Genomic DNA, 24,618 nt, shown 5'->3' on the forward strand with positions numbered 1-24,618 from the left:
CGCCCGCACGCGCCCGGGACAGGGATCAGCGAAGCCCTTCCCGGTCCCGCATCGCCTTGAGATGCTCCGTAATCTTGAACTGGTTGATCACGAACTCCATGAAGACGCGGACCACCACGAGGTCGAACACCCAGATCAACGGTGCGGCGATGATCGTCATTACGGCGAGTGTCGTGTTCCAGGTGAGGAACGAGAGTCCGTACCAGAGCACGACCAGGGCGAACAGGCTGATCAGCACCGTCATCAGCGTGTAGATCGTCCGCGCCAGCCTCACGGTGAGCATGTGATCGAAATTGACGTCGAAGAGCGTCGCGAAGAAGCCTTTGCCCTCACGACTGCGGGGTGCGTAGACCGCCTGCTGAGGGGGCATGCCGTGTCCGGGCGGCGGGCCCTGCCAGGGGCCGCCGGGCTGCTGCGGCGGACCTGGGTAGGCGTGCGGATCGGTCTGGTACGGCGGGGGCGGTCCGCCCGGGTACGACGGTTGGGGCTCGCCCTGTCGCGGTGGCGGGGGACGGTGCCCGGGATCGTCGTGGGGGTTTGACATCTCGGTCTCCTCGGCTTCCACCGTCAAAGGCTAGACCGCCGAGCGCCTCAGTTCACATGACCATGCCGTTCCGGTCGGGTATCGGCGTCCGGACCGCCGCCGCCGGTGCGGGGCGCTCGGATCGAGGTACTACTTGCGTAATTGGTCTTTTATGTCGCCACTCATGTCCGATAGGGATGAACACGAATCACCTCGTTGATAAGTCCGGATATCCGGTAGGGCTGACAGCATCTCGACACCGTGCCACCATCGCTGTCGTTCTCGTCGTTGTCCGGGGGAAGCGACATGGCAGACGGTGACCTTGAGGAATTGACGCGGCAGTTACGAGTCGCGCTGGCGCGCATTCAGCGCCTTTCGGACGACCATTGGCACGCTCTGGATCCCACCTGCGGCGTCATGGACGCGGACGCGTGGATGGGCCCGGCCGGGCGCCGGTTCGGCTCGTCCGTCCGCTCCGACCGTGTGGAGTTGCGGGGACAGCTGTCCCAGGCGGTGCGGAACGCCCAGGCGAAACTCGCGGCGGTGCCGAAGATCTCATGAGCGACCGTTCCACGTCATTCGTCGGCGTCCGGCAGCCCGCCTTCGACGCCATGGTGAGCGGCCACGTACGGGCGGCCGCCCAGATCGACCGGCTCGCCCAGGCGCTGTGGGCCGAGCTGAACAGGGCACAGCTCGACACTTCGCCGGCCATCCGGATCCGTGCGGTGGCAGGCCGCCTGCGGGAGCAGGCGGCCGACCTTCAGCGTCGGCAGCGCCTGGTGCGTGAGATGGAGCGCCAGAAGATCGGCTTCGGATTCTCCACGTCCCAGGGGACGTTGTGGGACCTTCCCGACGCGCTGGACGCCCTTCAGGCCAGGATCGACGGTGCGGAGGCGGCCGACCTCGCGAAGGAGGCGGCAGGCGGCGACCGGAAGGCCCTCGGCGGACTCGCCAGGCTCGCCGCCGAAGCGAACAACCCCGCCTTCGCCAGGTCTCTGCTCGAACGCCTGGGCGCCGACGGCGTGATCACCCTGCCCGCCGCCCTCGCCCAACGACTGCGGATGACCATGGACGCTCGTGCTTCCAGCTTGGGGGCCGACGAAGCGGGCGTTCAGAGCGCGCTGAAGATGCTCAGCAGAGCGCTCGCGGTAGGGACGAATCCGGCGAGCGGCGGCTACGTCGGCGATTCGTACTTGAACCGGCTAGCGGCCCAGGGACGCGCCGATCATCGCTTTCCGAAAGGCGGACCCAACGACACGTACAACGGCTATCAGCCACTCGCGACCCTTCTCGGCATGAGCGATGGACGCCCGCCCTTTTCGGCCCGGTTCATGCAGATCGTCGGCAGAGACATGATCGCCTACGATCGAGAACACCGCCCGAAGCACTCTCTCCCGAGAACGCCACCTCCGGTCGCTTTCCCGTACGTGCCCGGGATGCCCCATCGCCGGCCGGAAGACGCATCGGCGCCCACGCCCGATCTGACCGGTCTGCTGCAACTGGGATGGGCGCTCACACCGGAGGCAGACAGGCCCACGGTGGATCCCCCGTCCCACGGACGTACGGACTTTCTGAACGGGCTCCTGCACGCCGCGGCCTTCAGTCGGGACGGGTCGCAGGCGCTCCTGGATCACACGCCGTCTGGCCAGAAGAACTCCGACCTGGAGTATCTCCTGCACGAACGTCGCCCTCTGTGGGCCTATACCGACCACGGCACCAGCCTCGGCCAGGCCATGAGCGCCGCCATGTCCGCCCACGATCCGATTTCGCAGAAGCTCTTCAAGGAGACGAGCGAACTGCTCGGCCGCGATACGCGGAAATACTTCACGTATGGCAAGGACCACAAACTAAGGTTCAGTAATGTAGATGGCCACGCCGATGATCTGTCCGGACTCCGCCCCAGTCTGGGGGCCATTATGTGCTCTCACCTTAAGGACCTGGAAGACAGCCTTTTCGCGGACATCAGTGGCAGCGAGCTGCCGAAGATCCTGCCCTCCCCGCGAGACGTCGACGCGCTCTTGGCCGAGGCTGGTCAGTCCGACGATGGATTCATGTCCCTGGTGGAGAACACGATCGGCCGCTCGCGCGTCTTGCTCGATCAGCGTCACGCCGAGGGCGTCGACAACGTACTGATCGCACAGGGCGGTTTCCTCGGTCACCTCCTCGCGCTGCGTCACGAGGCGCTCGTCGCCCGTGGCGTGACGGTCGATACGACGAATGCTCAGATCAAGGAGTTGATCGACAAAGGGGTTGGGCTTGTTCCCGTCCCGTACGCGAAACTCTTCAGCGGCGTGCCCGCGAGCGTCTACGGCGAGCTCGCCGGCCGGCAGTACGGCAAGGTTGGGGCGTGGCTGTTTCAGCACATGCAGCAGGACGGAGGGTCCGCGGCAGAGGACACGAAGGTCGCCACCGACGAGCAGGCGGTACGCAAACTGCTGCGCCACATGTCGCTGTCCGTCGCGATCGACCGTTTCAACGCTTCTGGAGGCAGGGCATCGGGCGAGCCGTTCGCCGACGAGAAGGGAAAGATCCTCCCGCCGAGCCGGTGGGACGATAAGGCGCGGTCGCGCTTCATCGACTGGTCCCAGGACAAAAACTTCGCGGCTCCGCAGATGAGCCAGCGGGTCGAGACGGTTATCAAAAACAGCCATGACGACGCGATCAGCAGTTTCAACGGTACCGATGAGACACCGTAAGGCAGGGCGGGTGATGGTCCTCGTGTCGGCCGTCACGCTGATCAGTGCCTGCTCTTCCGGTCATCACGAAAGACGGCCTGCCACGCCGCGGACGACGACGGCGACGTCGCCGCCCGGACGTGTCGCTACCGTCGGATCCGTGCCCGATACGGCGCCGTACTGGTGCGACCTGGTCTCCCGACGCGCCCTCAGCCGGGTCGCCGGCGTCTCAGGGGGCCTGTATGAACTACGTAACGCTGGGACCGGCGAAGACCTCTCGATATGTACCGTGAAGGACGAGCAGAGGTACGGTCCGTTGGGCGTGCAGTGGGATGTGACGGGCGGTCGGAACGAGATCGGGCAATCGGCGAAGGACGTGGCATCAGATCATCCGGTCCGGTTGCCCGCCACGCTCGGATCCGGCTTCGCGGTCTATTCCCCGAGCACCTCTCGGCTTCCGTACTTCGCCGCTGCGACGTTCGCGTGCGGGTCGGGTGACGCGTGGATCGAAATCTTCATTCGCGGCGTGTCTCCCGGCCGGGACGCGACTGCGGATCTGGCCGGGCTCATGCGGGTCGCGGAGCGGCGGTTCGGGGTTCTGCATCACTGCGCACCGACGGCGGACCCGAGTAAATGATCACAGGACGAGCGCCGGGATCGAAGTGACGCGTGCCGGGGACAGGCCCTGGTGAAACGAATCAGCCTCCGCGTCCCCGTACGGCCGAAGGAACCGAGATCGCCGTGACCACTTCCTGGAGACGCGAACGCCCGGCCACGAGGGCCGGGCGTTGGCGATGGAGGGCTAGGCCTTCGGGGTTGCCTTCGTCTTGTCGCGCTTGACGATGCCGATCTTGGAGCCGAGCCAGACCAGCGGGTCGTAGCGGCGGCCGACCACGCGCTCCTTCATCGGGATCAGGGCGTTGTCGGTGATTTTGATGTGCTCCGGGCAGACCTCGGTGCGGCACTTGGTGATGTTGCAGAGGCCCAGGCCGAACTCCTCCTGGGCGATCTGCCGCCGGTCGGCCACGTCCGCGCCCGGTCACCGGCGTCTCGAAGGCCCTGACGCTCGGTACCGGCTTCACGGTCTACGCTCCAAGCGTTCGGCTTCCGTACTCCACCGCTGCGGCGTTCGCTTGCGGGGCGCGTGACGCGTGGATCGAGCTTTTCATTCGCGGCGTCTCCTCCGGCCAGGACGCGGCCGCGGATCTGGCCGGGCTCATGCGTATCGCGGAGCGGCGGTTCGGGGTTCTGCATGACTGCACGTCGGCGGGGAGTGGCTGATCACATCGCCAGTGCCTGGGTCGGGGTGAGGCGGGCGGCGCGGCGGGCCGGGTACAGGCCCGCGGCCGCACCGACCAGTACGGCAGCCAGAACTCCTCCCGACAGTGCCTGCACCGGCAGGGCCAGAGGCCAGCCGCGGTAGGTCGCGTACGTCAGGCTCGTCGCCAGGCCCAGCAGGACGCCTGCCAGGCCGCCCAGCAGCGACAGCGTCACCGACTCGGTCAGGAACTGCAGGCGGATCTGGCGTCTCGTCGCGCCCAGGGCGCGGCGGAGGCCGATCTCCTGACGGCGTTCGAGCACCGAGATGACCATGATGTTGGCCACGCCGACGCCGCCCACCAGGAGCGCCACCGCGCCCAGGCCCAGGAACAGGGTGTTGAAGGCGGACTTGGCGGCGAGCTGTGCCGTCAGGGCGTCCGACGGGCGGCTCACCTGGACCTGCTCGGGATCCTGTGGGTTGATCGTGGCGGCCAGGACGCTCCACACCGACGACACCGCGTCGTCCGCCGAGCGTTCGTAGATCATCGTGGGGTGGCCGTCGAAGTCCAGCGCGGTGGCCATGTCCCAGCCGATGAGAGCGGACCGGTCGATCTCCGGGGCCAGGCGGAGCGAGTCCAGGATGCCGACCACGGTGAACCAGCGGCCGGCGATGTAGACGCTCCGGCCCGCCCGGTCGATGCCGAGGCGGTCCGCGGCGACCGCGCCCAGCACGACGGCCGGGTACCGCTCCGTCGCAGGGGACAGGTACGCGCCGGAGCGGACCCGGCCGCCGAGCGTCGCCAGCAGGTCCAGGCGGGAGGCGCACACCGCGATGCCGTTCGTCTCCGCAGGGTCGATCCGGTCGGTGCGCCGTACCGTCGCGCCGGGCACCGTGCCGACAGCGGAGACCGAGGTCGCGCCCGGGATGCGGCTCACCATGGGCACGGCTTCGGCCGGCAACGAGGCGCTGTCCCCGAAGAGGGTCTGGCCGGGGGCGGCGGTCAGCAGGTTGGTGCCGAGCCGGTGGATCTGCGCCAGCAGGCCCGCCCGGCTCACCGCGCTGATGCCCAGGACGGAGACCATCGCGGCGATGCCGATCGCGATGCCGAGCGCGGACAGCGCCGCGCGCAGCGGGCGGGCGCGCAGGCCGCCGAGGCCCGCCTTCACCAGGTCCGCCGAGCGCGACCGCGCCGGGGGTGGCAGCGGTGTCGCCCCGGCGCCGTCGCGGAAAGCGAGATGGCTCATGATCGTGCCTCCGTACGGCCGAGGGGTGAAGAAGGTCCGTCAGGGATGCCCGTGTCCGAGCGGATCCGGCCGTCGAGGATCTCCACCTGGCGCGGCATCGCGGCGGCCAGGTCCGGGTTGTGGGTGATCACCGCGATCGTGCTGCCGTCGCGGTGCAGGTCTGTGAGGATCTCCATGATCCCGGCACTCGACGCCGAGTCCAGGTTGCCCGTCGGCTCGTCGGCCAGGAGCAACGCCGGTCCGCTCGCGAGCGCGCGGGCCACGGCGACGCGCTGGCGCTCCCCGCCGGACAGTTCGCTCGGCCGGTGGTCTAGCCGGTGGCCCAGGCCGACCCGTTCGAGCGCCGACCGCGCCAGGTCGCGGCGCCGGCGCGGCGGCGTCCCGTCGTACAGCAGGGCGGTGACCACGTTGTCCAGCGCCGACAGGTGCGCGGTGAGGAAGAACCGCTGGAACACGAAACCGATCCAGTGCGCCCGGATCGCCGACAACTGCTGGTCGGGCAGCGACGCGACGTCATGGCCCAGCAGCCGGACGTGTCCGGTGGTCGGCCGGTCGAGCGTCCCCATCAGGTGCATCAGCGTCGACTTGCCCGACCCGGACGGGCCGACGATGGCCACCATCTCGCCCCGGCGTATCGTCAGCGACACCTCGCGCAGCGCGCGAACACCGCCGGGGTACTCCTTCGACGCGCTCTCCAACGACACCACGTTCACGAGCGGGGCACCTCGACCTTCATCCCCGCTGCCAGGCCGGGACCGCTCACCTCGACCCGGCCGTCCGCGAAGACGCCCAGTGAGACCGGCACCGTACGGCGGCCGGTGGTCGTGACGACCTCCACCAAGTACTGCCCGGACGGCGAGGCCAGCAGCGCCTGCACCGGCACGGCGAGGACGTTTTTGCGGATACCGCTCGCGAAGCCGACCGTGACCGGCGCGCCGTCCAGGCGGCCCGCGGCGGAGGCGTGGTCCAGGGTGATGAGGACCGAGATAGTCGCATTCTGCGTGTCCTGGCCGGTCTGTGACGAGCTGTCGGAACTCGCGGCGGTGGCCACAGTGCCGACCGAGGAGATGTGGCCGGTCGCCGACCGGCCTCCCGGCAGTTCCACGGTCACCTCCGCTCCCCGGTGGGCGAGTTCCTGCCGGCCGACGGGAAGCGCGACAGTGACCTGGCGCGTGGTCCCCGTGGCGTCGAGCACGTGCCCGCCGGCGGTGCCGCCGAGGGCGGCGTCCACCTTCTTCACCCGGATCGCCGACGGCAACATGACCACGTCGCCGGGGGAGACGGTGCCGGACGCGGTGACGCCGAGGTCGTCCTGCCAGTCCCGTACGGCCGCTGCCGTGGCCGCCGTGAAGTGGTCGTCGACGGTCACGGCGGAGCCGTAGCCGAGCGCGGTCAGATTGCGCTCCAGTTCGCGCACGTCCGGTCCGTCGGTCACGCCGTGACCGAGGGCGCGCCACAGCGGCGTCACTCCGTAGAACAGCGGCACGCTGTGGCCGTCCACCCCGTACAACCGCTTGCCGCGCCGGATCGTCGCGCCCACGTCGGGCAGCCAGGTGAGGTGCCCGTGACCGCCGCCCAGCACGGTATAGGTGTCGGCGTAGCCGAGCGTCCCGTCGACCCGGGTCCGGTCGGTCAGATCCGTACGGACGACGTCGGCGGTGGTCACCGCGGGCCCGGAGGGCGGATGGCCACCGGAACCGCTCGTGAGCACCGGCACGGTGCCGGCGGCGGCGATCGCGGCCACGGCGATCCCGACGACCAGCAGGCGGCGGCCGGTCCGGCGCGGCCGGGCGGCCGGTACCTCCGCGGCCAGCCGGTCCTCCTCGCGTATACTCATCGCGCTCAGCCGCCGTTCGCCCGCTTGCCGGGCGTCGCGTTCCCGGCCTGGCGGAGCTGTCTGTTGCAGGTCTGGATGGCCTGCTGCGCCCTCGGATCGGAGCGGTTCACGTTGATCTGGAGCCCCTGGCCGGGCTGGGGGTCGGCGACCTGGAGGCCGTGCTCCCGCAGGCACTGCGCCATCTTCAGCATCCGGTCGCGGACCTGGGGATCGTTCGGGTTGATGTCCTTTTTCGGGCTGTACTGGCGGCACGCCTGCATCGCGGCGTTCATCTTGCTCTCGTCGCCCTTGCTCTTGATCTTGATGCCGGGGTCGCCCGCCTTGGGGTCGTCCACCTGCACGCCGTGTTGCCGCATGCACTGGGCGAACTTCACCATCGTGTCCTGCGCGTTCGCCGAAGAGGACGCCGAGGCGCCCGTCCCGCCGTGCCCACCGCAGCCCGCGAGCGCGAGGAGCGCTCCCAGCGCGACCGCGTACCTGAACCAGGTCACCGTCACTCCTACAGATCGGTTCCTTGACGGGTGAATTTCTAGGCGGCGCGAGGTATCGGGGCGGTGACCGCGATCGTTAACCGCCCCCTTACAGGGCGTCCCGTACCAAGAGAGACCATGCGGGTACTGGTCGCCGAGGACGAGCGGGCACTGGCCGATCTGGTCGCGGAGGGACTCCGGCGGCACGCGATGACGGTCGACGTCGTGTACGACGGCGCGGCCGCGCTGCAGTGTGCCGGGCTGAACGAGTACGACGTGCTCATCCTGGACCGCGACCTGCCCGAGGTGCACGGCGACGACGTGTGCCGTGCGCTCGCCGGGAACGGAGCACACGTGCGCATCCTCATGCTCACCGCGTCCGGCGCGGTGTCGGACCGGGTGGTCGGGCTCGACCTCGGCGCCGACGACTACCTGCCCAAGCCGTTCGAGTACGCCGAGCTGCTCGCCCGGGTCCGAGCCCTGGCCCGGCGCAGCCGGCCGTCGCTGCCGCCCGTGCTGCGCAGGTCCGGCATCGTGGTCGACGTGCCACACCGGCAGGCCTTCCGCGACGGACGTTACCTGCCGCTGTCCCGGAAGGAGTTCTCCGTGCTGGAGGTGCTCATGCGCGCGCGGGGTTCGACCGTCAGCGCCGAGGAACTGCTCGAACGCGCGTGGGATGAGAACACCGACCCGTTCACCACGGTCGTGAAGGTCACCATCAGGAAGCTGCGCGTCAAGCTCGGTGATCCGCCGGCCATCGTGACCGTCCCGGGCGGCGGGTACCGGCTGTGAGCGCCCGCCGGCTGCTGCCCGCGACCGTACGGGTGAAGCTGACCGCGCTGTACGGCGGGCTGTTCCTCCTCACGACGACGGGCCTGCTCGTCACCGTGAACCTGCTTCTCAAGCGGGTGCTGGACCAGAAGGTCACGGCGGTCATGATCGGCACGAAGGACAAGGCGTTCTGGTCGACCGGCCGGACGCCGTCGCGTGAGCAGGTCATGATGTTCCGCAAAGACTCGCCGGCGGGGTCCGCCGCGCGGACCGCGGCGGAGCTGCGTGCCTCGGTGCTGAGCTACCAGTGGGGCGTGACCGCGGTCGCGGTCGTCGTGCTCGCCTGCGTCGCGGTGCTCGCCGGATGGTGGCTCGCCGGCCGGGTGCTGCGCCCCCTGCACCGCATCACCGCGACCGCGCGGCGGCTGTCGCTGGCCAATCTCGACGAGCGGATCGCCCTCACCGGCCCGCGCGACGAGCTGAAGGAGCTGGCCGACACTTTCGACTCCATGCTCGAACGGCTGGAACGGGCCGTGGAGAGCCAGCGCCGGTTCGTCGCCAACGCCTCACACGAGCTGCGGACGCCGTTGGCGATTCAGCGGGCCGCGATCCAGATCGGCCTGGCCGACGCGTCGCCGGAGCAGGTCGACCGCATGCGCGCCGAACTCCTCACGGCGAACCGGCGCACCGAACGACTCATCGATGGGCTGCTCGCGCTGGCGCGCGGCGAGCGCGGGCTCGACGCCCGGCAGCCCGTACGGCTTGACGAGGTCGCCGAGGAGGCGGTTGAGCCGCTGCGTACGGAGGCCGAACGCGCCGGAGTGACGTTGCGGCTGGAGACCCGGCCACTCACGGTCGCCGGCGACGCCGTCCTGCTCACCCAGCTCACCACGAACCTGTTGCACAACGCGGTCCGCTACAACCACCCGGGCGGCGAGGTGCACGTGGCGGTGTCGCCGGAGGAGGGGCTGACCGTGCGCAATACCGGACCGGAGATCCCCGAAGAGCGGATCCCGGAACTGTTCGAGCCGTTCCGGCGGCTGCACGCGGCACGGACGGGTCCGGCGGACGGCGCGGGGCTCGGCCTGTCGATCGTCGCCTCGATCGCCCAGGCGCACGACGCGGACCTCGCCGCCCGGCCCAACCCGGGCGGCGGCCTCCGCGTCTCCGTACGGCCGCCCGCGCCGAGCCCGGCCACCCCCTGGAAACGCGAACGCCCGGCCACGAGGGCCGGGCGTTGGCGATGAAGGGCTAGGCCTTCGGGGTTTCCTTCGTCTTGTCGCGCTTGACGATGCCGATCTTGGAACCGAGCCAGACCAGCGGGTCGTAGCGGCGGCCGACCACGCGCTCCTTCATCGGGATCAGGGCGTTGTCGGTGATTTTGATGTGCTCCGGGCAGACCTCGGTGCAGCACTTGGTGATGTTGCAGAAGCCCAGGCCGAACTCCTCCTGGGCGATCTGCCGCCGGTCGGCCACGTCCGCCGGGTGCATCTCCAGTTCGGCGACGCGCATCAGGAAGCGCGGGCCGGCGAAGTGCTCCTTGTTCTCCTCGTGGTCACGGATGACGTGGCAGGTGTTGTTGCACAGGAAGCACTCGATGCACTTGCGGAACTCCTGCGAGCGCTCCACGTCGACCTGCTGCATGCGGAACTCGCCCGGCTTGACGTCGCCGCCGTCGAACGAGGGGACCTCGCGCGCCTTCTGGTAGTTGTACGACACGTCGGTCACCAGGTCGCGGATGACCGGGAAGGTGCGCATCGGCGTCACGGTGACCGTCTCGTTCTCCTCGAACGTCGACATCCGCGTCATGCACATCAGCCGCGGGCGGCCGTTGACCTCCGCCGAACACGAGCCGCACTTGCCGGCCTTGCAGTTCCAGCGGACCGCCAGGTCGGGGGCCTCGGTGGCCTGCAGGCGGTGGATGACGTCGAGGACGACCTCGCCCTCGTTGACCTCGACCGTGTAGTCCTTGAGCTCACCCTTGCCGGCGTCGCCGCGCCAGACCCGGAACTTCGCCTTGTAGCCCATCTCACTTCTCCTCAGAGGGGAGCTCACCCTCGGTCAGGTACTTCTTCAGCTCGTCGAGTTCGAAGAGGCCGATGAGGTCGTCCCGCATCGGCTCCATGTCCTGGCGCTTGAGCTCGACGGTGCCGTCGCTCAGCCTGCACACGAGGTTCAGCTTGCGCCACTCGGCCGACATCTCCGGGTAGTCGTCGCGGGTGTGGCCGCCGCGGCTCTCCTGGCGCTCCAGCGCCGCCTTCGCGACGCACTCGGAGACGAGCACCATGTTGCGCAGGTCGAGGGCCAGGTGCCAGCCCGGGTGGTAACCGCGGCCGCCCTCGACGGAGACGGAATTGACGCGCTCGCGCAGCTTGCCGAGGGCCTCGATCGCCTGCTCCAGCTCCTCCTCTCGGCGGATGATGCCGACGAGGTCGTTCATCGTCTGCTGCAGCTCCTGGTGCACCGCGTAGGGGTTCTCACCGCCCTCGCGCTCGTACGGTTCGAGCGCCTCGGCCATCGCCGCCTCGATCTCGGACTCGGGCACCGTGGCGGTGACCTCCGAGGCGTACTCCGCGGCGCCGAGGCCGGCGCGCCGTCCGAAGACGAGCAGGTCGGACAGGGAGTTGCCGCCGAGGCGGTTGGAGCCGTGCATGCCGCCGGAGACCTCGCCGGCCGCGAACAGCCCGGGGATCAGCGCCGCGCCGGTGTCCGGGTCGACCTCCACGCCGCCCATGACGTAGTGGCAGGTCGGGCCGACCTCCATCGGCTCGGCCGTGATGTCGACGTCGGCCAGCTCCTTGAACTGGTGGTGCATCGACGGCAGCCGCTTGATGATCTGCTCGGCCTTGAGCCGGGACGCGATGTCGAGGAACACGCCGCCGTGCGGTGAGCCGCGGCCGGCCTTGACCTCGGAGTTGATCGCGCGGGCGACCTCGTCACGCGGAAGCAGCTCCGGCGGGCGCCGGTTGTTGTCCGGGTCCTCGTACCAGCGGTCGGCCTCTTCCTCGGTCGTCGCGTACTTGTCCTTGAAGACGTCCGGGATGTACTCGAACATGAACCGCTTGCCCTCGGAGTTGCGCAGCACGCCGCCGTCGCCGCGGACGGACTCGGTGACGAGGATGCCCTTGACCGACGGCGGCCAGACCATGCCGGTCGGGTGGAACTGCACGAACTCCATGTTGATCAGCGACGCGCCGGCGAGCAGCGCGAGCGCGTGCCCGTCGCCGGTGTACTCCCAGGAGTTGGAGGTCACCTTGAACGACTTGCCGATGCCGCCCGTGGCCAGCACGACGGCGGGCGCCTCGAAGACCACGAACTTGCCGGTCTCGCGGATGTAGCCGAAGGCGCCGCAGATCTTGCCCTCGTCGTCCTTCAGCAGCCGGGTGATCGTCGTCTCGGCGAACACCTGGATCTTGGCGTCGTAGTCGCCGAGCTCCTTGTGGTCGTCCTGCTGGAGCGAGACGATCTTCTGCTGGCAGGTGCGGATCAGCTCCAGGCCGGTGCGGTCGCCGACGTGCGCCAGGCGCGGGTACTCGTGGCCGCCGAAGTTGCGCTGGCTGATCTTGCCCTCTTTGGTGCGGTCGAACAGCGCGCCCCAGGCCTCCAGCTCCCAGACGCGGTCCGGCGCCTCCTTGGCGTGCAGCTCGGCCATCCGCCAGTTGTTGAGGAACTTGCCGCCGCGCATCGTGTCGCGGAAGTGGACCTGCCAGTTGTCGTTCGGGTTGGCGTTGCCCATGGCCGCCGCGGCGCCGCCCTCGGCCATGACCGTGTGCGCCTTGCCGAACAGCGACTTGGAGATGATCGCGGTCTTCTTGCCCTGCAGCCGGGCCTCGATCGCGGCGCGCAGGCCTGCCCCGCCGGCGCCGATGACCACGACGTCGAACTGCAGCCTTTCGATTTCACTCACTTGTGGTCGGTCCTTAGTTGAAGATCCGCAGGTCGGAGAAGGCCCCGTGCGCGACGAGCGCGACGTACGCGTCGGTCACCGCGAGAGAGACCAGCGTGATGAGCGCGAACTGCCCGTGGCGGGTGTTGATCTTGCTGATCTGGGTCCAGAACCAGTAGCGGATCGGAGCCTTGGAGAAGCTCTTCAGCCGCCCGCCCATGACGTGGCGGCACGAGTGGCAGGAGAGCGTGTAACCCCACAGCAGGATGACGTTGGCCCACAGGATGATCGTGCCGAGCCCGATGCCGAAGCCGCCGTCCGCGCCGTGGAACGCCCTGATCGCGTCCCAGGTGTTGACGATGGAGATGAGGCCGGCGACCACCCAGAAGTAGCGGTGCGCGTTCTGCAGGATGAGCGGGAAGCGCCGCTCGCCGGTGTAGCCGCCGGGCGTCTTGCGCACCGGAGCCTTGTCCGGGACGGCACAGGCCTGCGGCGACAGCCAGAACGCCCGGTAGTAGGACTTCCGGTAGTAGTAGCAGGTCAGCCGGAACCCCAGCAGGAACGGCAGCGAGATCAGCGCGTACGGGATGAAGAACGGCAGGTGGTCGGGTACGAACCTGCCGAAGTCCGCCGCCTCGGGTGGGCACGCCTTGCTGACGCACGGGGAGTAGAACGGCGTCAGGTAGTGATACTTGGCCACCCAGAAGCTGCTGCCCATCATCGAGCGCACGGTCGCGTACACGACCCAGGCCAGGAAGAAGATGAACGTCGCCAGCGGAGTGAGCCAGTAACGATCCTTGCGTAGGGTGCGCGCCGGGATCTGGGCCCGATCCTTGGACGGCGCTTCCACCGTTGTCTGCGTCATGCGGGATTCTCCATCGAAGGCACACCACCTGGGAGGGCTGCCTGTGCTCGAGCCTCTCCTCTGTTCAGGGGCGCTCATACGTTATTAGGGAGTTGTCACGAGCACGATACGAGGCGCGGTCGGCGCATGTGAAACTCCCCACTTACTCGCGAGTAGGATGCGTCCGATTTACGGCTTATTGACTCTAGATCTACTTATGAGAATTATTGCACCGCTTGTGATGGTTTCATGTTGGGTGTCCGTTTGAGAAGACGTCAGTGCCGGATTTTCCCACCGGTCTCACCAACCTCACTAGCATTTGAAAGCACGAGACCTCTGTGACGGGAGTTGTGCATGCGGGGCCGGAGCCATTTCGGGCCGGGAGCGTACGTCGTCCGCTACGCCTGGTGGGGACCGCTCGTGCCGGCCGTCCTCGGCGCGGCCATCATCGCCGGGTTCGTGCTCGGCGCGACCTCACATCCCCCGCGGCTGCACTGGCGTCCCGGCTCTCACCTCGGCCCCTGGGGCTGGACCATGTACGGCGCCCAGTGGCTGATGCCGCTCGTCGGCGCCGGCCTGCTGGTGTTCGCCGCGGTCGGCCTGCGCCGGGTGGCGCGCGGGGCGGTGGCGTTCGCGGTCGCGGAGAAGGGCGTCTACTGGTGCCCGTCGGGCCGGGCCTCGCAGGGTGAGTGGTTCGCGTGGGACGAGGTCACCGCGATCGAGTTCCACTCCGCCGACGGCGGGTCCGTCGGCCGTGGCGCGGTCGCGCTGCGCGGCTACGCGCCCGAGCGCGACGACCGCCCGCGCCTGGTCTCCACCCGCCTCGGCGGGTGGCGCATCGCGCCTCGGCGGCTGGGCCGTGCGCTGCGGGAGTTCGCCCCCGACGTGGAGGTCATCTCCCACTGACGTCCGCGATGCGTGAGACGCCCGCCGGCAGCTCGCCGCGGCTCTCGATGTCGGCGAGGAAGTGCAGCAGGGTCTCGTGGAACGCCCGCGCCGCGTGGGTCGGGTGCACGTCCTTGCGGTGGGCGAGCGCGATCGTGCGCTCCAGGCCCGGCGGCGCCAGCGGCGTGCCGACCAGCCCCGCCCGGCCCGACAGGACCATCGAGGGCACGAGTGCCCGGCCCAGCCCGGCCTCGACGAAGCGCAGCACCCCGTCCATCTCGCCGCCCTCGACGGCGAACGTCGGCTCGAACCCGGCCTGCCGGCACGCCGTCTGGGTCGCCTCCCGCAGGTCATAGCCGCTGCGGAACATGACGAGCGGCTGGCCGCGCAGGTCCTCGATGCGCACGTACGGCCGCTTGGGCGGGTCCGAGCGCGGCGACACCACGACCAGGTCCTCCTGCAGGATGGGCGCGGTCTCCAGCGAGGGGTCGGTGCTCTGCAGCGGCAGGATGATCAGTGCCAGGTCGAGCTGCCCGCGCGCCAGGTCCCGTACGAGGTCGCGGGAGCCGCCCTCCTCCACGCGCAGCTCGATGCCCGGATAGCGGCCGCGGAAGCGCGCCAGGGCGTCGGCGAGCAGCCCCGCGAACAGCGAGGGGGTCGCGCCCAGCCGCACCCGGCCCCGGCGCAGGCCGGTCAGGTCCTGGATCTCCCGCCGGGCCGTGTCGACGTCGGCGAGGATGCGCCGGGCGAGTGGCAGGAGCGCCTCACCGGCGGCCGTCAGCGTGATGTTGCCGCGCGCCCGGCTGAACAGCGGCGCGCCCAGCTCCGCTTCCAGCGTCTTGATCTGCTTGGACAGGGACGGCTGCGCGACCCGGAGAGTTTCCGCCGCCCGTGTGAAATGCCTCACCTCCGCGACGGCCACGAAGTACGAGAGTTGCTGTAGCTGCACAACCCATAGCCTACGGCTATCGAAACAAGCGTCATCATGTCTTGGACGTCTCTTTGGAATCGGACATACGGTCCGCAATGTGTCATCCAGAGCGAGCACGGTGACCGCACCTCCGCAGACGGCGACCTCACAGGCGCTTCCGCGAAGGCTGTACGGGTCCTCCGTCGGCAAGAAGGCCGTCATGGCGGTGACGGGGGCGATCCTCGTCCTGTACCTGATCGCCCACATGATCGGCAATCTCAAGGTCTTCCTGGGCCGCGACGACTTCAACCACTACGCGCACTGGCTGCGCACGATGGGTGAGCCGGCGGTCCCGTACCGGACCGTCCTGACCATCATCGAGATCGTGCTCACCGTGGCGGTGATCCTCCACATGTGGTCGGCGGTCTCGCTCGCCCGGCGCGCGCGGCGGGCCCGCCCCGTGCGGTACGCCGCCCGGCCCACCACGCAGGAGCACCGGTACGCCACGCACGTCATGCGGTACGGCGGGGTCGTCATCCTGCTGTTCGTCATCTGGCACCTGCTGGACCTGACGTTCGGCGCGGTCAACCCCAAGGGCGGCGACGCCCAGCCGTACGACAAGATCGTCGCCGACTTCGCCCCCTCGCACTGGTACATCACGCTCTTCTACATCGTCGCCGTGGTCCTGGTCGGGTTCCACCTCAGGCACGGGCTGTGGAGCGCCTTCCAGACGCTCGGCTGGGGCCGGCAGAACCGCTACCGCGGCCTGCGCCTGCTCGCCGACACGGTCGCGGCCGTGATCGTCCTCGGCTTCGTGTCCGTGCCGGTCCTCGTCACCATCGGGGTGGTCTCATGAGCGAACGCAGTGAGCGAATCGACAACACAGTGTCCGTGGTCACTCCCCGACGAAGGAGGGCTCATGAACACCGTTAATCTCTTCACCGAGGGCGAGCCGATTCAGGACACCAGGGCACCGGAGGGCCCGGTCGAGCAGCGCTGGGACAAGCGTCGCTTCGGGGGCAAGCTGGTCAACCCGGCGAACCGGCGGAAGCTGTCGGTCATCGTGGTCGGCACCGGCCTGGCCGGCGGCTCGGCCGCCGCGACGCTCGGCGAGCTCGGCTACCACGTCAAGTCGTTCTGCTACCAGGACAGCCCGCGCCGCGCGCACAGCATCGCCGCGCAGGGCGGCATCAACGCCGCGAAGAACTACCGCAACGACGGCGACAGCATCCAGCGGCTCTTCTACGACACCGTCAAGGGCGGCGACTACCGGTCGCGCGAGTCCAACGTCTACCGGCTCGCCCAGGTGAGCGTGGAGATCATCGACCAGTGCGTCGCGCAGGGCGTGCCGTTCGCCCGTGAGTACGGCGGCCTGCTCGACACGCGCTCCTTCGGCGGCGTCCAGGTCTCCCGTACGTTCTACGCGCGCGGCCAGACCGGCCAGCAGCTGCTGCTGGGCGCGTACCAGGCGCTCGAACGCCAGGTCGCGGCCGGCACCGTGGAGATGTTCACCCGGCACGAGATGCTGGAGCTGATCATCGTGGACGGCGCCGCGCGCGGCATCGTCGCCCGCGACATGGTCACGGGCGAGATCGAGACGCACACCGCCGACGCCGTCGTGCTGGCCTCCGGCGGGTACGGCAACGTGTTCTTCCTGTCGACGAACGCCAAGGGCTGCAACGTCACGGCCACCTGGCGGGCGCACCGTAAGGGCGCGCTGTTCGCCAACCCGTGCTACACCCAGATCCACCCGACCTGCATCCCGCAGAGCGGCGACCACCAGTCGAAGCTGACGCTGATGTCGGAGTCGCTGCGCAACGACGGCCGCGTCTGGGTGCCGGTGGCGAAGGGGGACAAGCGCGACCCGCGCGAGATCCCCGAGGACGAGCGCGACTACTACCTGGAGCGGATCTACCCCTCGTTCGGCAACCTCGTGCCGCGCGACATCGCCTCCCGCGCCGCCAAGAACGTCTGCGACGAGGGCCGCGGCGTCGGTCCGGGCGGGCTCGGCGTCTACCTCGACTTCGCCGACGCGATCCAGAGGCTCGGTCGCAAGGCGGTCGCGGACAAGTACGGCAACCTGTTCGAGATGTACGAGCGCATCACCGGTGAGGACCCGTTCGAGGTGCCGATGCGCATCTACCCGGCGGTGCACTACACGATGGGCGGCCTGTGGGTCGACTACGACCTGCAGTCCACCATCCCCGGCCTGTTCGTGATCGGCGAGGCGAACTTCTCCGACCACGGCGCCAACCGGCTCGGCGCGTCCGCGCTGATGCAGGGCCTGGCCGACGGTTACTTCGTGCTGCCGAACACCATCAGCGACTACCTGGCCAAGGGCCCCTTCCCGAAGGTCGGCGACGACCACGAGGCCGTCGTCGAGGCGCGCGAGTCCGTCACCGGCCGCATCGAGCGGCTGCTGTCCATCGACGGCGACCGTACGCCGGACTCCTTCCACCGCGAGCTCGGTGCGCTCATGTGGGAGTACTGCGGCATGGAGCGCACCGACGAGGGCCTGCGCAAGGCCATCGACCGGATCCGCGAGCTGCGCGAGGAGTTCTGGACCCGCGTCAAGGTGCCGGGGGAGAACGAGGAGCTCAACCAGGCGCTGGAGAAGGCCGGGCGGATCGCGGACTTCTTCGAGCTGGCCGAGCTGATGTGCATCGACGCCCTGCACCGTACGGAGTCCTGCGGCGGTCACTTCCGCGCCGAGTCCCAGACGCCCGACGGCGAGGCCCTGCGCGACGACGAGCACTTCGCCTACGTCGCCGCCTGGGAGTACACCGGCGACGCCCCGGTCCTCCACAAGGAGAACCTGGAATACGAGAACGTGAAGATGGTCCAGAGGTCGTATAAGTGAAGCTCACACTGAAGATCTGGCGGCAGAAGAACGCCGATGACCCGGGGCGGATGGTCCCGTACGAGCTGGACGACGTCTCGCCGGACATGTCGTTCCTCGAGATGCTCGACGTGCTCAACGAGCGGTTGATCGTCGAGGGCGAGGACCCGGTCGCGTTCGACCACGACTGCCGTGAGGGCATCTGCGGCATGTGCTCGCTCGTCATCGACGGCACCCCGCACGGCCCGCAGCAGGCCACCACGACCTGCCAGCTCCACATGCGGCACTTCAAGGACGGCGACGTCATCACGATCGAGCCGTGGCGCGCGGCGGCGTTCCCGGTCATCAAGGACCTGGTCGTGGACCGGTCGGCGTTCGACCGCATCATCCAGGCCGGCGGGTACGTCAGCGCCCCGACCGGGTCGGCGCCGGAGGCGGCGTCCATCCCGGTGCCGCAGGCCGACGCGCACGCCGCCTTCGACGCCGCGACCTGCATCGGCTGCGGCGCCTGCGTCGCCGCCTGCCCGAACGCGTCGGCGATGCTGTTCACCGCCGCGAAGATCACCCACCTCGGCCTGATGCCCCAGGGCCAGCCCGAGCGGTACGGCCGGGTCACCGCGATGGTCGCCCAGATGGACGCAGAGGGCTTCGGCGGCTGCACGAACACCGGAGAGTGCACCGCGGTCTGCCCCAAGGGCATCCCGTTCGAGACCATCTCCCGCCTCAACGCCGACCTGCTCAAGGCCACGCGTAAGGCCTCCTGAGACTTCACGGCCCGGGAGGAGGGAACGTCCCCCCTTCCTCTCGGGCCGTGGACCACTTCCGGGCTCCGGGGCACAATGGCCCTCACTCCATGACGCGCCGCAGGTGTCGGTAGGAATATTTCGATCTCGACACGGTTTCGGCAAAGATCTACCGCCTCCTGGCCGTACTCGGCCAAGGTAGCTCCCACCTGTGTGGCTTATGGAGGCTTGATGAAGGTCAAGGGGATGCTCGTCGGCATCGTCGCCGTCGCGATGGCGGCGTCGGCGTGCGGCGGCGGTGGCGGTTCCGGGAACAAGTCGAAGGTCTTCACCTACGCGATCACCGAGCCGGAGCATCTCATCCCCGGCAACACCAATGACGCGCAGGGCCTCACCGTCGACAGCGCCCTCTTCGACACGCTGATGACGCTCGACCCCAGCGGCAAGCCGGTGATGGAGGACGCCGCGTCGGTCGACACGACCGACCAGAAGGTCTGGACGATCAAGATCAAGCCGGGCCTGACCTTCCACAACGGTGAGCCGGTCACCGCCCAGAGCTACGCCGACGCCTGGAACGCCACGGCGAACTCCGCGAACGCCTGGGGCAACGGCTACTACCTCGGCAGCATCGAGGGCTACGCCGACCTGAACCCCGACAAGGGCAAGCCGAAGGTCGACAAGATGAAGGGCCTCAAGGTCGTCGACCCGCAGACCCTGCAGGTGACGCTCTCCCAGCCCTTCAGCCAGTTCCCGTACGTGCTGTCGTTCATCGGCACCGCGCCGATGCCCAAGGCCGCCTTCACCGACCTCAAGGCGTACGAGCAGAAGCCGATCGGCAACGGGCCGTTCATGATCGACGGCTCCTGGGAGCACAACAAGCAGATCAAGCTGAAGAAATTCGCCGGCTACAAGGGCACGCGTCCGGCCAAGTCCGACGGCGTGACCTTCAAGGAGTACGCCGGCCGCGACGCCGCCTACACCGACCTGCGGGCCGGCAAGGTCGACTTCGACAACCAGATCCCCGCGGCGAAGGCGCCCGAGGCCAAGCGGCTGCTCGGCGACCGGCTCATCACCGTGCCCAGCGGCACCATGGACTTCCTCGAGTTCCCGCTGTACGACCCGGCGTTCAAGAACCCCGACCTGCGCAAGGCGATCTCGATGGCGATCGACCGGCAGGCGATCGTCAACGCGGTCTACAACGGGACGTTCAAGCCGATGGCGTCGCTGCTGGCGCCGATCGTGCCGGGGTACCGCGCGAACGCCTGCGGCGAGGCCTGCACCTACAACCCGCAGCAGGCCAAGCAGCTGTTCGACAAGGCGGGCGGCTACAAGGGCACGCTGCACCTGGTGTTCTCCAACGCCGACGCGACGTACGAGCAGTGGATGACCGACGTCGCCAACCAGCTCAAGCAGAACCTCGGCATCACCGACATCAAGTTCGACAAGGTCCAGGTGTCGGACTACCTGACGAAGCTGAGCGACCACAAGGCGGCCGGTCCGTACCGCAGCAACTGGACCATGGACTACCCGAGCCCCGAGGACTACCTCACGCCGCGGTGCGCCAAGCCCACCCGCAGCGGCTACGACGGCGCCGCGTGCGAGGCCCTCATCATGAAGGGCAACGCGGCCAAGACGCCGCAGGAGGGCCAGCAGTACTACCAGCAGGCCGAGGACATGGTGCTGAAGGACATGCCGATCACGCCGCTGTGGAACTGGCAGGACCAGCTCGGCTCCTCCAGCCACGTCGGCGACATCCACGCCGACCCCTACGTCTACCCGCTCGTCCACCTCGACCAGGTGACGGTCAAATAGCGTGTGGCGTTACGTCGTACGGCGCCTTCTGCAGATGGTGCCGGTCCTGATCGGGACGACGCTCCTGATCTACCTGGCGGTGTTCGCGCTGCCCGGTGACCCGATCCGGGTCCTGGGCGGCGACAAGCCGATGTCGCCGGCGGTGTACCAGGCCCTGCGGCACCACTACCACCTGGACGATCCGCTGATCGTCCAGTACGGCAAGTACCTGTGGGGCCTGGTCCGCGGTGACTTCGGCGAGACGCTCAACGGCCAGCCCGTCGGCGACGTCCTGACGGGGGGCTGGACGGTGACCGTGCAGCTCGCCGTCACCGCGTGGGTCTTCGAGCTGGTCGTCGGGATCGCGCTGGGCGTCTGGGCGGGCCTGCGCAAGGGCGGTGTGATCGACACGCTCGTGCTGAGCGGCACCACTCTGGTCATCGCCATCCCCGGCTTCGTGCTCGCCTACTCCGCGCAGCTGCTGTTCGGCCTCAAGCTGGGCTGGTTCCCGACCGCGGGGACCGACGACGGCTGGCCGTACAGCTATCTGCTGCCCGGGATCCTGCTCGGCTCGCTCAGCCTCGCCTACATCGCCCGGCTGACCCGGACGAGCCTGGTGGAGAACGGCCGTTCGGACTACGTGCGCACCGCGGTCGCCAAGGGCCTCAGCCGCCGGCGGGTGCTCGTGCGGCACACGCTCCGCAACTCCCTGATCCCGGTGGTCACCTACCTGGGCGTCGACCTGGGCAACCTGATGGCCGGCGCGATCATCATCGAGGGCATCTTCAACCTGCCGGGCATCGGCCAGCAGATCTGGCTGGCCATCCAGGTCAAGGACGGCCCGACCGTCGTGGGCATCAGCACGTTCCTGGTCCTCATCTATCTGCTGGCCAACCTCGTCGTCGACTTCCTCTACGGCGTGCTCGACCCCAGGATTCGCCATGACTGAAGTTGCTGAGGCCACGGCGCAGACCGGGGCGGCGATCGAGGGCGGAGCCGCGTCGCTGTGGAGCGACGCGTGGCGGGACCTGTGCCGCCGCGTGACGTTCTGGGTCTCCGCGGTGATCCTGCTGTTCATGGGCGTGATGGCGGCCTTCCCCTCACTCTTCACCGGCCTCGGGGCGAACGACGGCTGTGACGTGCGGCAAGCGAAACAGCGGCCGGCGTCGTGGAACCCGTTCGCGGGCGGAGACCATCCGTTCGGCACCGACAGCCACGGCTGCGACTACTGGGCCCAGGTCGTGCACGGCACCCGCGCGCCGATCGTGGTCGGGTTCCTGGTGACCGCGATCGCGCTCACCCTGGCGATCGTGCTCGGCTCGGTCTCCGGCTACTACGGACGGCTGCTCGACGCGTTCCTGTCGCGTATCACCGACATCTTCTTCGGCCTGCCGCTGATCCTCGGCGCGCTCGTCATCCTGACCGCGTTCCCGTCGCACGGGATGATGACCGAGTCGCTGGTGCTGGGCCTGCTGTGGTGGCCGACCATGACGCGGCTGATGCGCGGCCAGGTGCTGTCGGTGCGCGACGCCGACTACGTCCAGGCCGCGCGCATGATCGGCGCCAGTGACGGGCGGATCATGCTGCGTCACATCCTGCCGAACGCCGTCGCGCCCGTGTTCGTCTACGCGATGCTCAACGTCGGCGTGGTCATCGGCTACGAGGCCACGCTCGACTATCTGGGCGTCGGCCTGCAGTACCCCACGGTCTCGTGGGGCCTGCAGCTCAGCCAGGCACAGGAGATCTTCACCGACTACCCCTACCTGCTGATCTACCCGGCCGTATTCCTGACCGCGACGGTGCTGAGCTTCCTGCTGCTCGGCGACGCGGTACGCGACGCACTGGACCCGAAGCTGCGATGAGCGACGAACAACAGAGCACCGGCCCGCTGCTGACGGTCGAGGATCTGCACGTGGAGTTCCGCTCCCGCGGGCGATCGGTGCAGGCGGTCAACGGGCTGTCCTACACGCTGGACGAGGGCGAGACGCTCGCCATCCTGGGGGAGTCCGGGTCGGGCAAGAGCGTGGGCGCGCAGGCCGTGATGGGCATCCTCGACACGCCGCCCGCGCACGTCACGAAGGGGTCGGTACGGTTCCGCGGCACCGAGCTGCTCGGCCTGCCGGAGAAGAAACGGCGCGACTACCGCGGCGCGAAGATCTCGATGATCTTCCAGGACGCGCTGTCGGCGCTGAACCCGGTGCACCGGGTGGGCGACCAGATCGCCGAGATGCTCATCGTGCACCGCAAGTCCTCGCGCGGCGAGGCGCGCAAGCGGGCGATCGACCTGATGGACCGCGTGCGGATCCCGTCCGCGGCCTCGCGGGTGAACGACTTCCCACACCAGTTCTCCGGCGGCATGCGGCAGCGCGTGATGATCGCCATGGCGCTGGCCCTCGAACCGGACGTGCTGATCGCCGACGAGCCGACCACGGCGCTCGACGTCACCGTCCAGGCGCAGATCATGAAGCTGCTGGCGGAGCTGCAGGAAGAGATGCGGATGGGGCTCATCCTCATCACCCACGACCTCGGCGTGGTGGCCGACGTGGCGGACCGCATCGCGCTGATGTACGCCGGCCGCGTCGTGGAGGAGGCCTGGGTCGAGGACCTGTACGCCCGGCCCGCGCACCCGTACGCCGAGGGACTGCTCGCGTCGGTCCCGCGCATCGACGTGCGCGACCGCTCGCTGACCCCGATCAAGGGCTCACCGCCGAACCTCGCCGCCATCCCCTCGGGCTGCCCGTTCCATCCGCGCTGCCCCCGCGCGCGGGACCGCTGTTCGACCGAGGTTCCCGAACTGCGTCTTCTCCAGACCGGTGAGGGCGCTCCGGACCGGTCCGGAGCCCGGTCCGGGGCACCCTCGCCTCACCGGAGCGCCTGCCATTACGCCGAGGAGGTCTCCGGTGGCCGATGAGATCCTCTCCGTACGGGACGTCGTCAAGCACTACCCGCTGACCAAGGGAGTGCTGTTCCAGCACGAGGTCGGGCGGGTGAAGGCGGTCGACGGCGTCTCGTTCGAACTCCGCAAGGGCGAGACGCTCGGCCTGGTCGGCGAGTCCGGCTGCGGCAAGAGCACGCTGGCCAAGCTGCTCATGGGCGTCGAGCGGCCGACCTCCGGCAGCGTGCACTTCGAGGACCGCGACGTCTTCTCGCTGTCCAGGGCGGAGCTGCGCCGGTCGCGGCGCCGGATGCAGCTCGTCATGCAGGACCCCTACACCTCGCTCAACCCGCGGATGACCGTGGGCGACATCGTCGGCGAGCCCTTCGCCGTCCACGGCGACCCCGAGGGCGGACGCGGCCGCCGGGTGCGCGAGTTGCTGGAGATCGTCGGTCTCGACCCGGACCACGTGAACCGGTACCCGCACCAGTTCTCCGGCGGACAGCGGCAGCGGATCGGCATCGCCCGCGCCCTCGCGCTGCGGCCCGACGTCATCATCTGCGACGAGCCGGTGTCCGCGCTCGACGTGTCGGTGCAGGCCCAGGTCATGAACCTCCTCGCCGACCTGCAGCGGGAGTTCGGCCTCTCCTACGTCTTCATCGCCCACGACCTCGCCGTCGTCCGGCACATCTCCGACCGCGTCGCGGTGATGTACCTGGGCAAGATCGTCGAGATCGGCGACGAGGAGCAGATCTACGACCACCCCACGCACCCGTACACGCAGGCGCTGCTGTCGGCGGTGCCGGTGCCGGACCCGACGAAGCGGACGGGCCGGATCGTGCTGGAGGGGGACGTGCCGAGCCCCACGGACCCGCCGTCCGGCTGCCGGTTCCGCACCCGCTGCTGGAAGGCCGAGGAGATCTGCGCGTCCGAGGAACCGGCGCTGGAGGTCCGCGCGGGCCGCTCGGACCATCCGAGCGCGTGCCACTTCGCCGCCGACTCGGGCCGCCCCTGAAAATGGTTCGCGGCTGATCAAAGCGCATGGGTAACGTCGGGAGGTCCAC

Annotated in this window: 23 protein-coding genes and 1 pseudogene; 14 read left to right on the forward strand and 10 right to left on the reverse strand. The window is 69.0% G+C overall.

All coding sequences use genetic code 11. The features are described from left to right. Positions 1 to 25 precede the first annotated feature (25 nt). Positions 26 to 544, reverse strand: a complete 519-nt coding sequence (locus ACQEV1_RS12760) for a DUF4282 domain-containing protein (RefSeq protein ID WP_285570827.1) — start codon at positions 542 to 544, stop codon at positions 26 to 28. 285 nt (positions 545 to 829) lie between these two features. Here ACQEV1_RS12760 and ACQEV1_RS12765 point away from each other — a divergent pair, with 285 nt between their 5' ends. The 3 genes from ACQEV1_RS12765 to ACQEV1_RS12775 all read left to right on the forward strand — a co-directional run bounded on the left by ACQEV1_RS12765 (position 830) and on the right by ACQEV1_RS12775 (position 3,835). Beyond that, a complete protein-coding gene (locus ACQEV1_RS12765; protein ID WP_433393911.1) occupies positions 830 to 1,084 on the forward strand; it encodes a hypothetical protein in 255 nt (84 codons plus the stop codon). Then, positions 1,081 to 3,219, forward strand: coding sequence for a hypothetical protein (locus tag ACQEV1_RS12770; RefSeq protein WP_433393913.1), 2,139 nt, complete (start codon positions 1,081 to 1,083; stop codon positions 3,217 to 3,219). The genes ACQEV1_RS12765 and ACQEV1_RS12770 overlap by 4 nt, the downstream gene beginning before the upstream one ends. A gap of 139 nt (positions 3,220 to 3,358) precedes the next feature. Further along, positions 3,359 to 3,835, forward strand: coding sequence for a hypothetical protein (locus ACQEV1_RS12775; protein WP_285618529.1), 477 nt, complete (start codon positions 3,359 to 3,361; stop codon positions 3,833 to 3,835). A 165-nt stretch (positions 3,836 to 4,000) separates the two neighbouring features. Here ACQEV1_RS12775 and ACQEV1_RS12780 read toward each other — a convergent pair. The 5 genes and pseudogenes from ACQEV1_RS12780 to ACQEV1_RS12800 all read right to left on the reverse strand — a co-directional run. Continuing rightward, positions 4,001 to 4,228, reverse strand: a pseudogene (locus tag ACQEV1_RS12780) (succinate dehydrogenase/fumarate reductase iron-sulfur subunit); the annotation flags it as partial. Between the two features lie 251 nt (positions 4,229 to 4,479). Continuing rightward, positions 4,480 to 5,703, reverse strand: coding sequence for an ABC transporter permease (locus ACQEV1_RS12785; protein ID WP_433393915.1), 1,224 nt, complete (start codon positions 5,701 to 5,703; stop codon positions 4,480 to 4,482). Continuing rightward, complete coding sequence (locus ACQEV1_RS12790) at positions 5,700 to 6,416, reverse strand: ABC transporter ATP-binding protein (protein ID WP_433393917.1); 717 nt, start codon at positions 6,414 to 6,416, stop codon at positions 5,700 to 5,702. The genes ACQEV1_RS12785 and ACQEV1_RS12790 overlap by 4 nt, the downstream gene beginning before the upstream one ends. Continuing rightward, positions 6,413 to 7,540, reverse strand: coding sequence for a peptidoglycan-binding protein (locus tag ACQEV1_RS12795; RefSeq protein WP_433393919.1), 1,128 nt, complete (start codon positions 7,538 to 7,540; stop codon positions 6,413 to 6,415). The genes ACQEV1_RS12790 and ACQEV1_RS12795 overlap by 4 nt, the downstream gene beginning before the upstream one ends. 5 nt (positions 7,541 to 7,545) lie before the next feature. Beyond that, on the reverse strand, positions 7,546 to 8,031 hold the full coding sequence (locus tag ACQEV1_RS12800; RefSeq protein ID WP_433393921.1) for a hypothetical protein: 486 nt from the start codon (positions 8,029 to 8,031) through the stop codon (positions 7,546 to 7,548). Between the two features lie 117 nt (positions 8,032 to 8,148). On the opposite strand from ACQEV1_RS12800, the gene ACQEV1_RS12805 reads away from it, so the two are divergent. Together ACQEV1_RS12805 and ACQEV1_RS12810 are read left to right on the forward strand one after the other, a co-directional pair. Next, on the forward strand, positions 8,149 to 8,802 hold the full coding sequence (locus ACQEV1_RS12805; RefSeq protein ID WP_433393923.1) for a response regulator transcription factor: 654 nt from the start codon (positions 8,149 to 8,151) through the stop codon (positions 8,800 to 8,802). Further along, complete coding sequence (locus tag ACQEV1_RS12810; RefSeq protein ID WP_433393925.1) at positions 8,799 to 10,028, forward strand: sensor histidine kinase; 1,230 nt, start codon at positions 8,799 to 8,801, stop codon at positions 10,026 to 10,028. The genes ACQEV1_RS12805 and ACQEV1_RS12810 overlap by 4 nt, the downstream gene beginning before the upstream one ends. 4 nt (positions 10,029 to 10,032) lie before the next feature. Here the strand turns inward: ACQEV1_RS12810 and ACQEV1_RS12815 are convergent, their stop codons facing one another. Genes ACQEV1_RS12815 through ACQEV1_RS12825 form a run of 3 tightly spaced genes read right to left on the reverse strand, consistent with a single transcriptional unit; the run spans position 10,033 to position 13,532 of the window. Next, a complete protein-coding gene (locus ACQEV1_RS12815; RefSeq protein ID WP_285570798.1) occupies positions 10,033 to 10,809 on the reverse strand; it encodes a succinate dehydrogenase/fumarate reductase iron-sulfur subunit in 777 nt (258 codons plus the stop codon). 1 nt (position 10,810) lies between these two features. Then, entirely contained in the window at positions 10,811 to 12,688 is a 1,878-nt protein-coding gene (locus ACQEV1_RS12820; protein WP_433393927.1) for a fumarate reductase/succinate dehydrogenase flavoprotein subunit, read from the reverse strand. Between the two features lie 13 nt (positions 12,689 to 12,701). Further along, positions 12,702 to 13,532: a hypothetical protein gene (locus ACQEV1_RS12825; protein ID WP_285570795.1), complete on the reverse strand. Its 831-nt coding sequence runs from the start codon at positions 13,530 to 13,532 to the stop codon at positions 12,702 to 12,704. Positions 13,533 to 13,865: 333 nt separating this feature from the next. On the opposite strand from ACQEV1_RS12825, the gene ACQEV1_RS12830 reads away from it, so the two are divergent. Continuing rightward, on the forward strand, positions 13,866 to 14,417 hold the full coding sequence (locus ACQEV1_RS12830; RefSeq protein ID WP_285618527.1) for a hypothetical protein: 552 nt from the start codon (positions 13,866 to 13,868) through the stop codon (positions 14,415 to 14,417). Here the strand turns inward: ACQEV1_RS12830 and ACQEV1_RS12835 are convergent. Beyond that, positions 14,404 to 15,345 carry a LysR family transcriptional regulator gene (locus tag ACQEV1_RS12835; RefSeq protein ID WP_285618526.1) on the reverse strand — a complete coding sequence of 314 codons (942 nt, stop codon included), beginning with the start codon at positions 15,343 to 15,345 and terminating at the stop codon, positions 14,404 to 14,406. The genes ACQEV1_RS12830 and ACQEV1_RS12835 overlap by 14 nt on opposite strands. A gap of 79 nt (positions 15,346 to 15,424) precedes the next feature. Here ACQEV1_RS12835 and ACQEV1_RS12840 point away from each other — a divergent pair, with 79 nt between their 5' ends. The 8 genes from ACQEV1_RS12840 to ACQEV1_RS12875 all read left to right on the forward strand — a co-directional run bounded on the left by ACQEV1_RS12840 (position 15,425) and on the right by ACQEV1_RS12875 (position 24,569). Continuing rightward, positions 15,425 to 16,162, forward strand: a complete 738-nt coding sequence (locus ACQEV1_RS12840) for a succinate dehydrogenase cytochrome b subunit (RefSeq protein WP_285618525.1) — start codon at positions 15,425 to 15,427, stop codon at positions 16,160 to 16,162. Positions 16,163 to 16,225: 63 nt separating this feature from the next. Beyond that, complete coding sequence (locus tag ACQEV1_RS12845) at positions 16,226 to 18,166, forward strand: fumarate reductase/succinate dehydrogenase flavoprotein subunit (protein ID WP_433393930.1); 1,941 nt, start codon at positions 16,226 to 16,228, stop codon at positions 18,164 to 18,166. Further along, complete coding sequence (locus ACQEV1_RS12850; protein WP_285570786.1) at positions 18,163 to 18,909, forward strand: succinate dehydrogenase/fumarate reductase iron-sulfur subunit; 747 nt, start codon at positions 18,163 to 18,165, stop codon at positions 18,907 to 18,909. Before ACQEV1_RS12845 ends, ACQEV1_RS12850 begins: the two co-directional genes overlap by 4 nt. 210 nt (positions 18,910 to 19,119) lie before the next feature. Further along, positions 19,120 to 20,700 carry a peptide ABC transporter substrate-binding protein gene (locus ACQEV1_RS12855; protein WP_285618521.1) on the forward strand — a complete coding sequence of 527 codons (1,581 nt, stop codon included), beginning with the start codon at positions 19,120 to 19,122 and terminating at the stop codon, positions 20,698 to 20,700. Between the two features lies 1 nt (position 20,701). Further along, positions 20,702 to 21,628: an ABC transporter permease gene (locus tag ACQEV1_RS12860; RefSeq protein ID WP_285618519.1), complete on the forward strand. Its 927-nt coding sequence runs from the start codon at positions 20,702 to 20,704 to the stop codon at positions 21,626 to 21,628. Then, positions 21,621 to 22,541, forward strand: a complete 921-nt coding sequence (locus ACQEV1_RS12865) for an ABC transporter permease (RefSeq protein ID WP_285618517.1) — start codon at positions 21,621 to 21,623, stop codon at positions 22,539 to 22,541. The genes ACQEV1_RS12860 and ACQEV1_RS12865 overlap by 8 nt, the downstream gene beginning before the upstream one ends. Continuing rightward, positions 22,538 to 23,590 carry an ABC transporter ATP-binding protein gene (locus ACQEV1_RS12870; RefSeq protein WP_433393934.1) on the forward strand — a complete coding sequence of 351 codons (1,053 nt, stop codon included), beginning with the start codon at positions 22,538 to 22,540 and terminating at the stop codon, positions 23,588 to 23,590. The genes ACQEV1_RS12865 and ACQEV1_RS12870 overlap by 4 nt, the downstream gene beginning before the upstream one ends. After that, positions 23,580 to 24,569 (forward strand): ABC transporter ATP-binding protein, encoded by a 990-nt coding sequence (locus ACQEV1_RS12875; RefSeq protein ID WP_285618514.1) that lies wholly within the window; start codon positions 23,580 to 23,582, stop codon positions 24,567 to 24,569. Before ACQEV1_RS12870 ends, ACQEV1_RS12875 begins: the two co-directional genes overlap by 11 nt. Positions 24,570 to 24,618: the final 49 nt, after the last annotated feature.

Source organism: Actinoallomurus sp. CA-142502 (assembly GCF_050936355.1).
GTDB classification, from domain to species: Bacteria; Actinomycetota; Actinomycetes; order Streptosporangiales; family Streptosporangiaceae; genus Actinoallomurus; species Actinoallomurus iriomotensis.

Coding starts and splice junctions, on each gene's coding strand:
- ACQEV1_RS12760 (WP_285570827.1), bottom strand. CDS start 544: ATGTCAAACCCCCACGACGATCCCGGGCACCGTCCCCCGCCACCGCGA.
- ACQEV1_RS12765 (WP_433393911.1), top strand. CDS start 830: ATGGCAGACGGTGACCTTGAGGAATTGACGCGGCAGTTACGAGTCGCG.
- ACQEV1_RS12770 (WP_433393913.1), top strand. CDS start 1,081: ATGAGCGACCGTTCCACGTCATTCGTCGGCGTCCGGCAGCCCGCCTTC.
- ACQEV1_RS12785 (WP_433393915.1), bottom strand. CDS start 5,703: ATGAGCCATCTCGCTTTCCGCGACGGCGCCGGGGCGACACCGCTGCCA.
- ACQEV1_RS12795 (WP_433393919.1), bottom strand. CDS start 7,540: ATGAGTATACGCGAGGAGGACCGGCTGGCCGCGGAGGTACCGGCCGCC.
- ACQEV1_RS12805 (WP_433393923.1), top strand. CDS start 8,149: ATGCGGGTACTGGTCGCCGAGGACGAGCGGGCACTGGCCGATCTGGTC.
- ACQEV1_RS12815 (WP_285570798.1), bottom strand. CDS start 10,809: ATGGGCTACAAGGCGAAGTTCCGGGTCTGGCGCGGCGACGCCGGCAAG.
- ACQEV1_RS12825 (WP_285570795.1), bottom strand. CDS start 13,532: ATGACGCAGACAACGGTGGAAGCGCCGTCCAAGGATCGGGCCCAGATC.
- ACQEV1_RS12830 (WP_285618527.1), top strand. CDS start 13,866: ATGCGGGGCCGGAGCCATTTCGGGCCGGGAGCGTACGTCGTCCGCTAC.
- ACQEV1_RS12845 (WP_433393930.1), top strand. CDS start 16,226: ATGAACACCGTTAATCTCTTCACCGAGGGCGAGCCGATTCAGGACACC.
- ACQEV1_RS12855 (WP_285618521.1), top strand. CDS start 19,120: ATGAAGGTCAAGGGGATGCTCGTCGGCATCGTCGCCGTCGCGATGGCG.
- ACQEV1_RS12865 (WP_285618517.1), top strand. CDS start 21,621: ATGACTGAAGTTGCTGAGGCCACGGCGCAGACCGGGGCGGCGATCGAG.
- ACQEV1_RS12870 (WP_433393934.1), top strand. CDS start 22,538: ATGAGCGACGAACAACAGAGCACCGGCCCGCTGCTGACGGTCGAGGAT.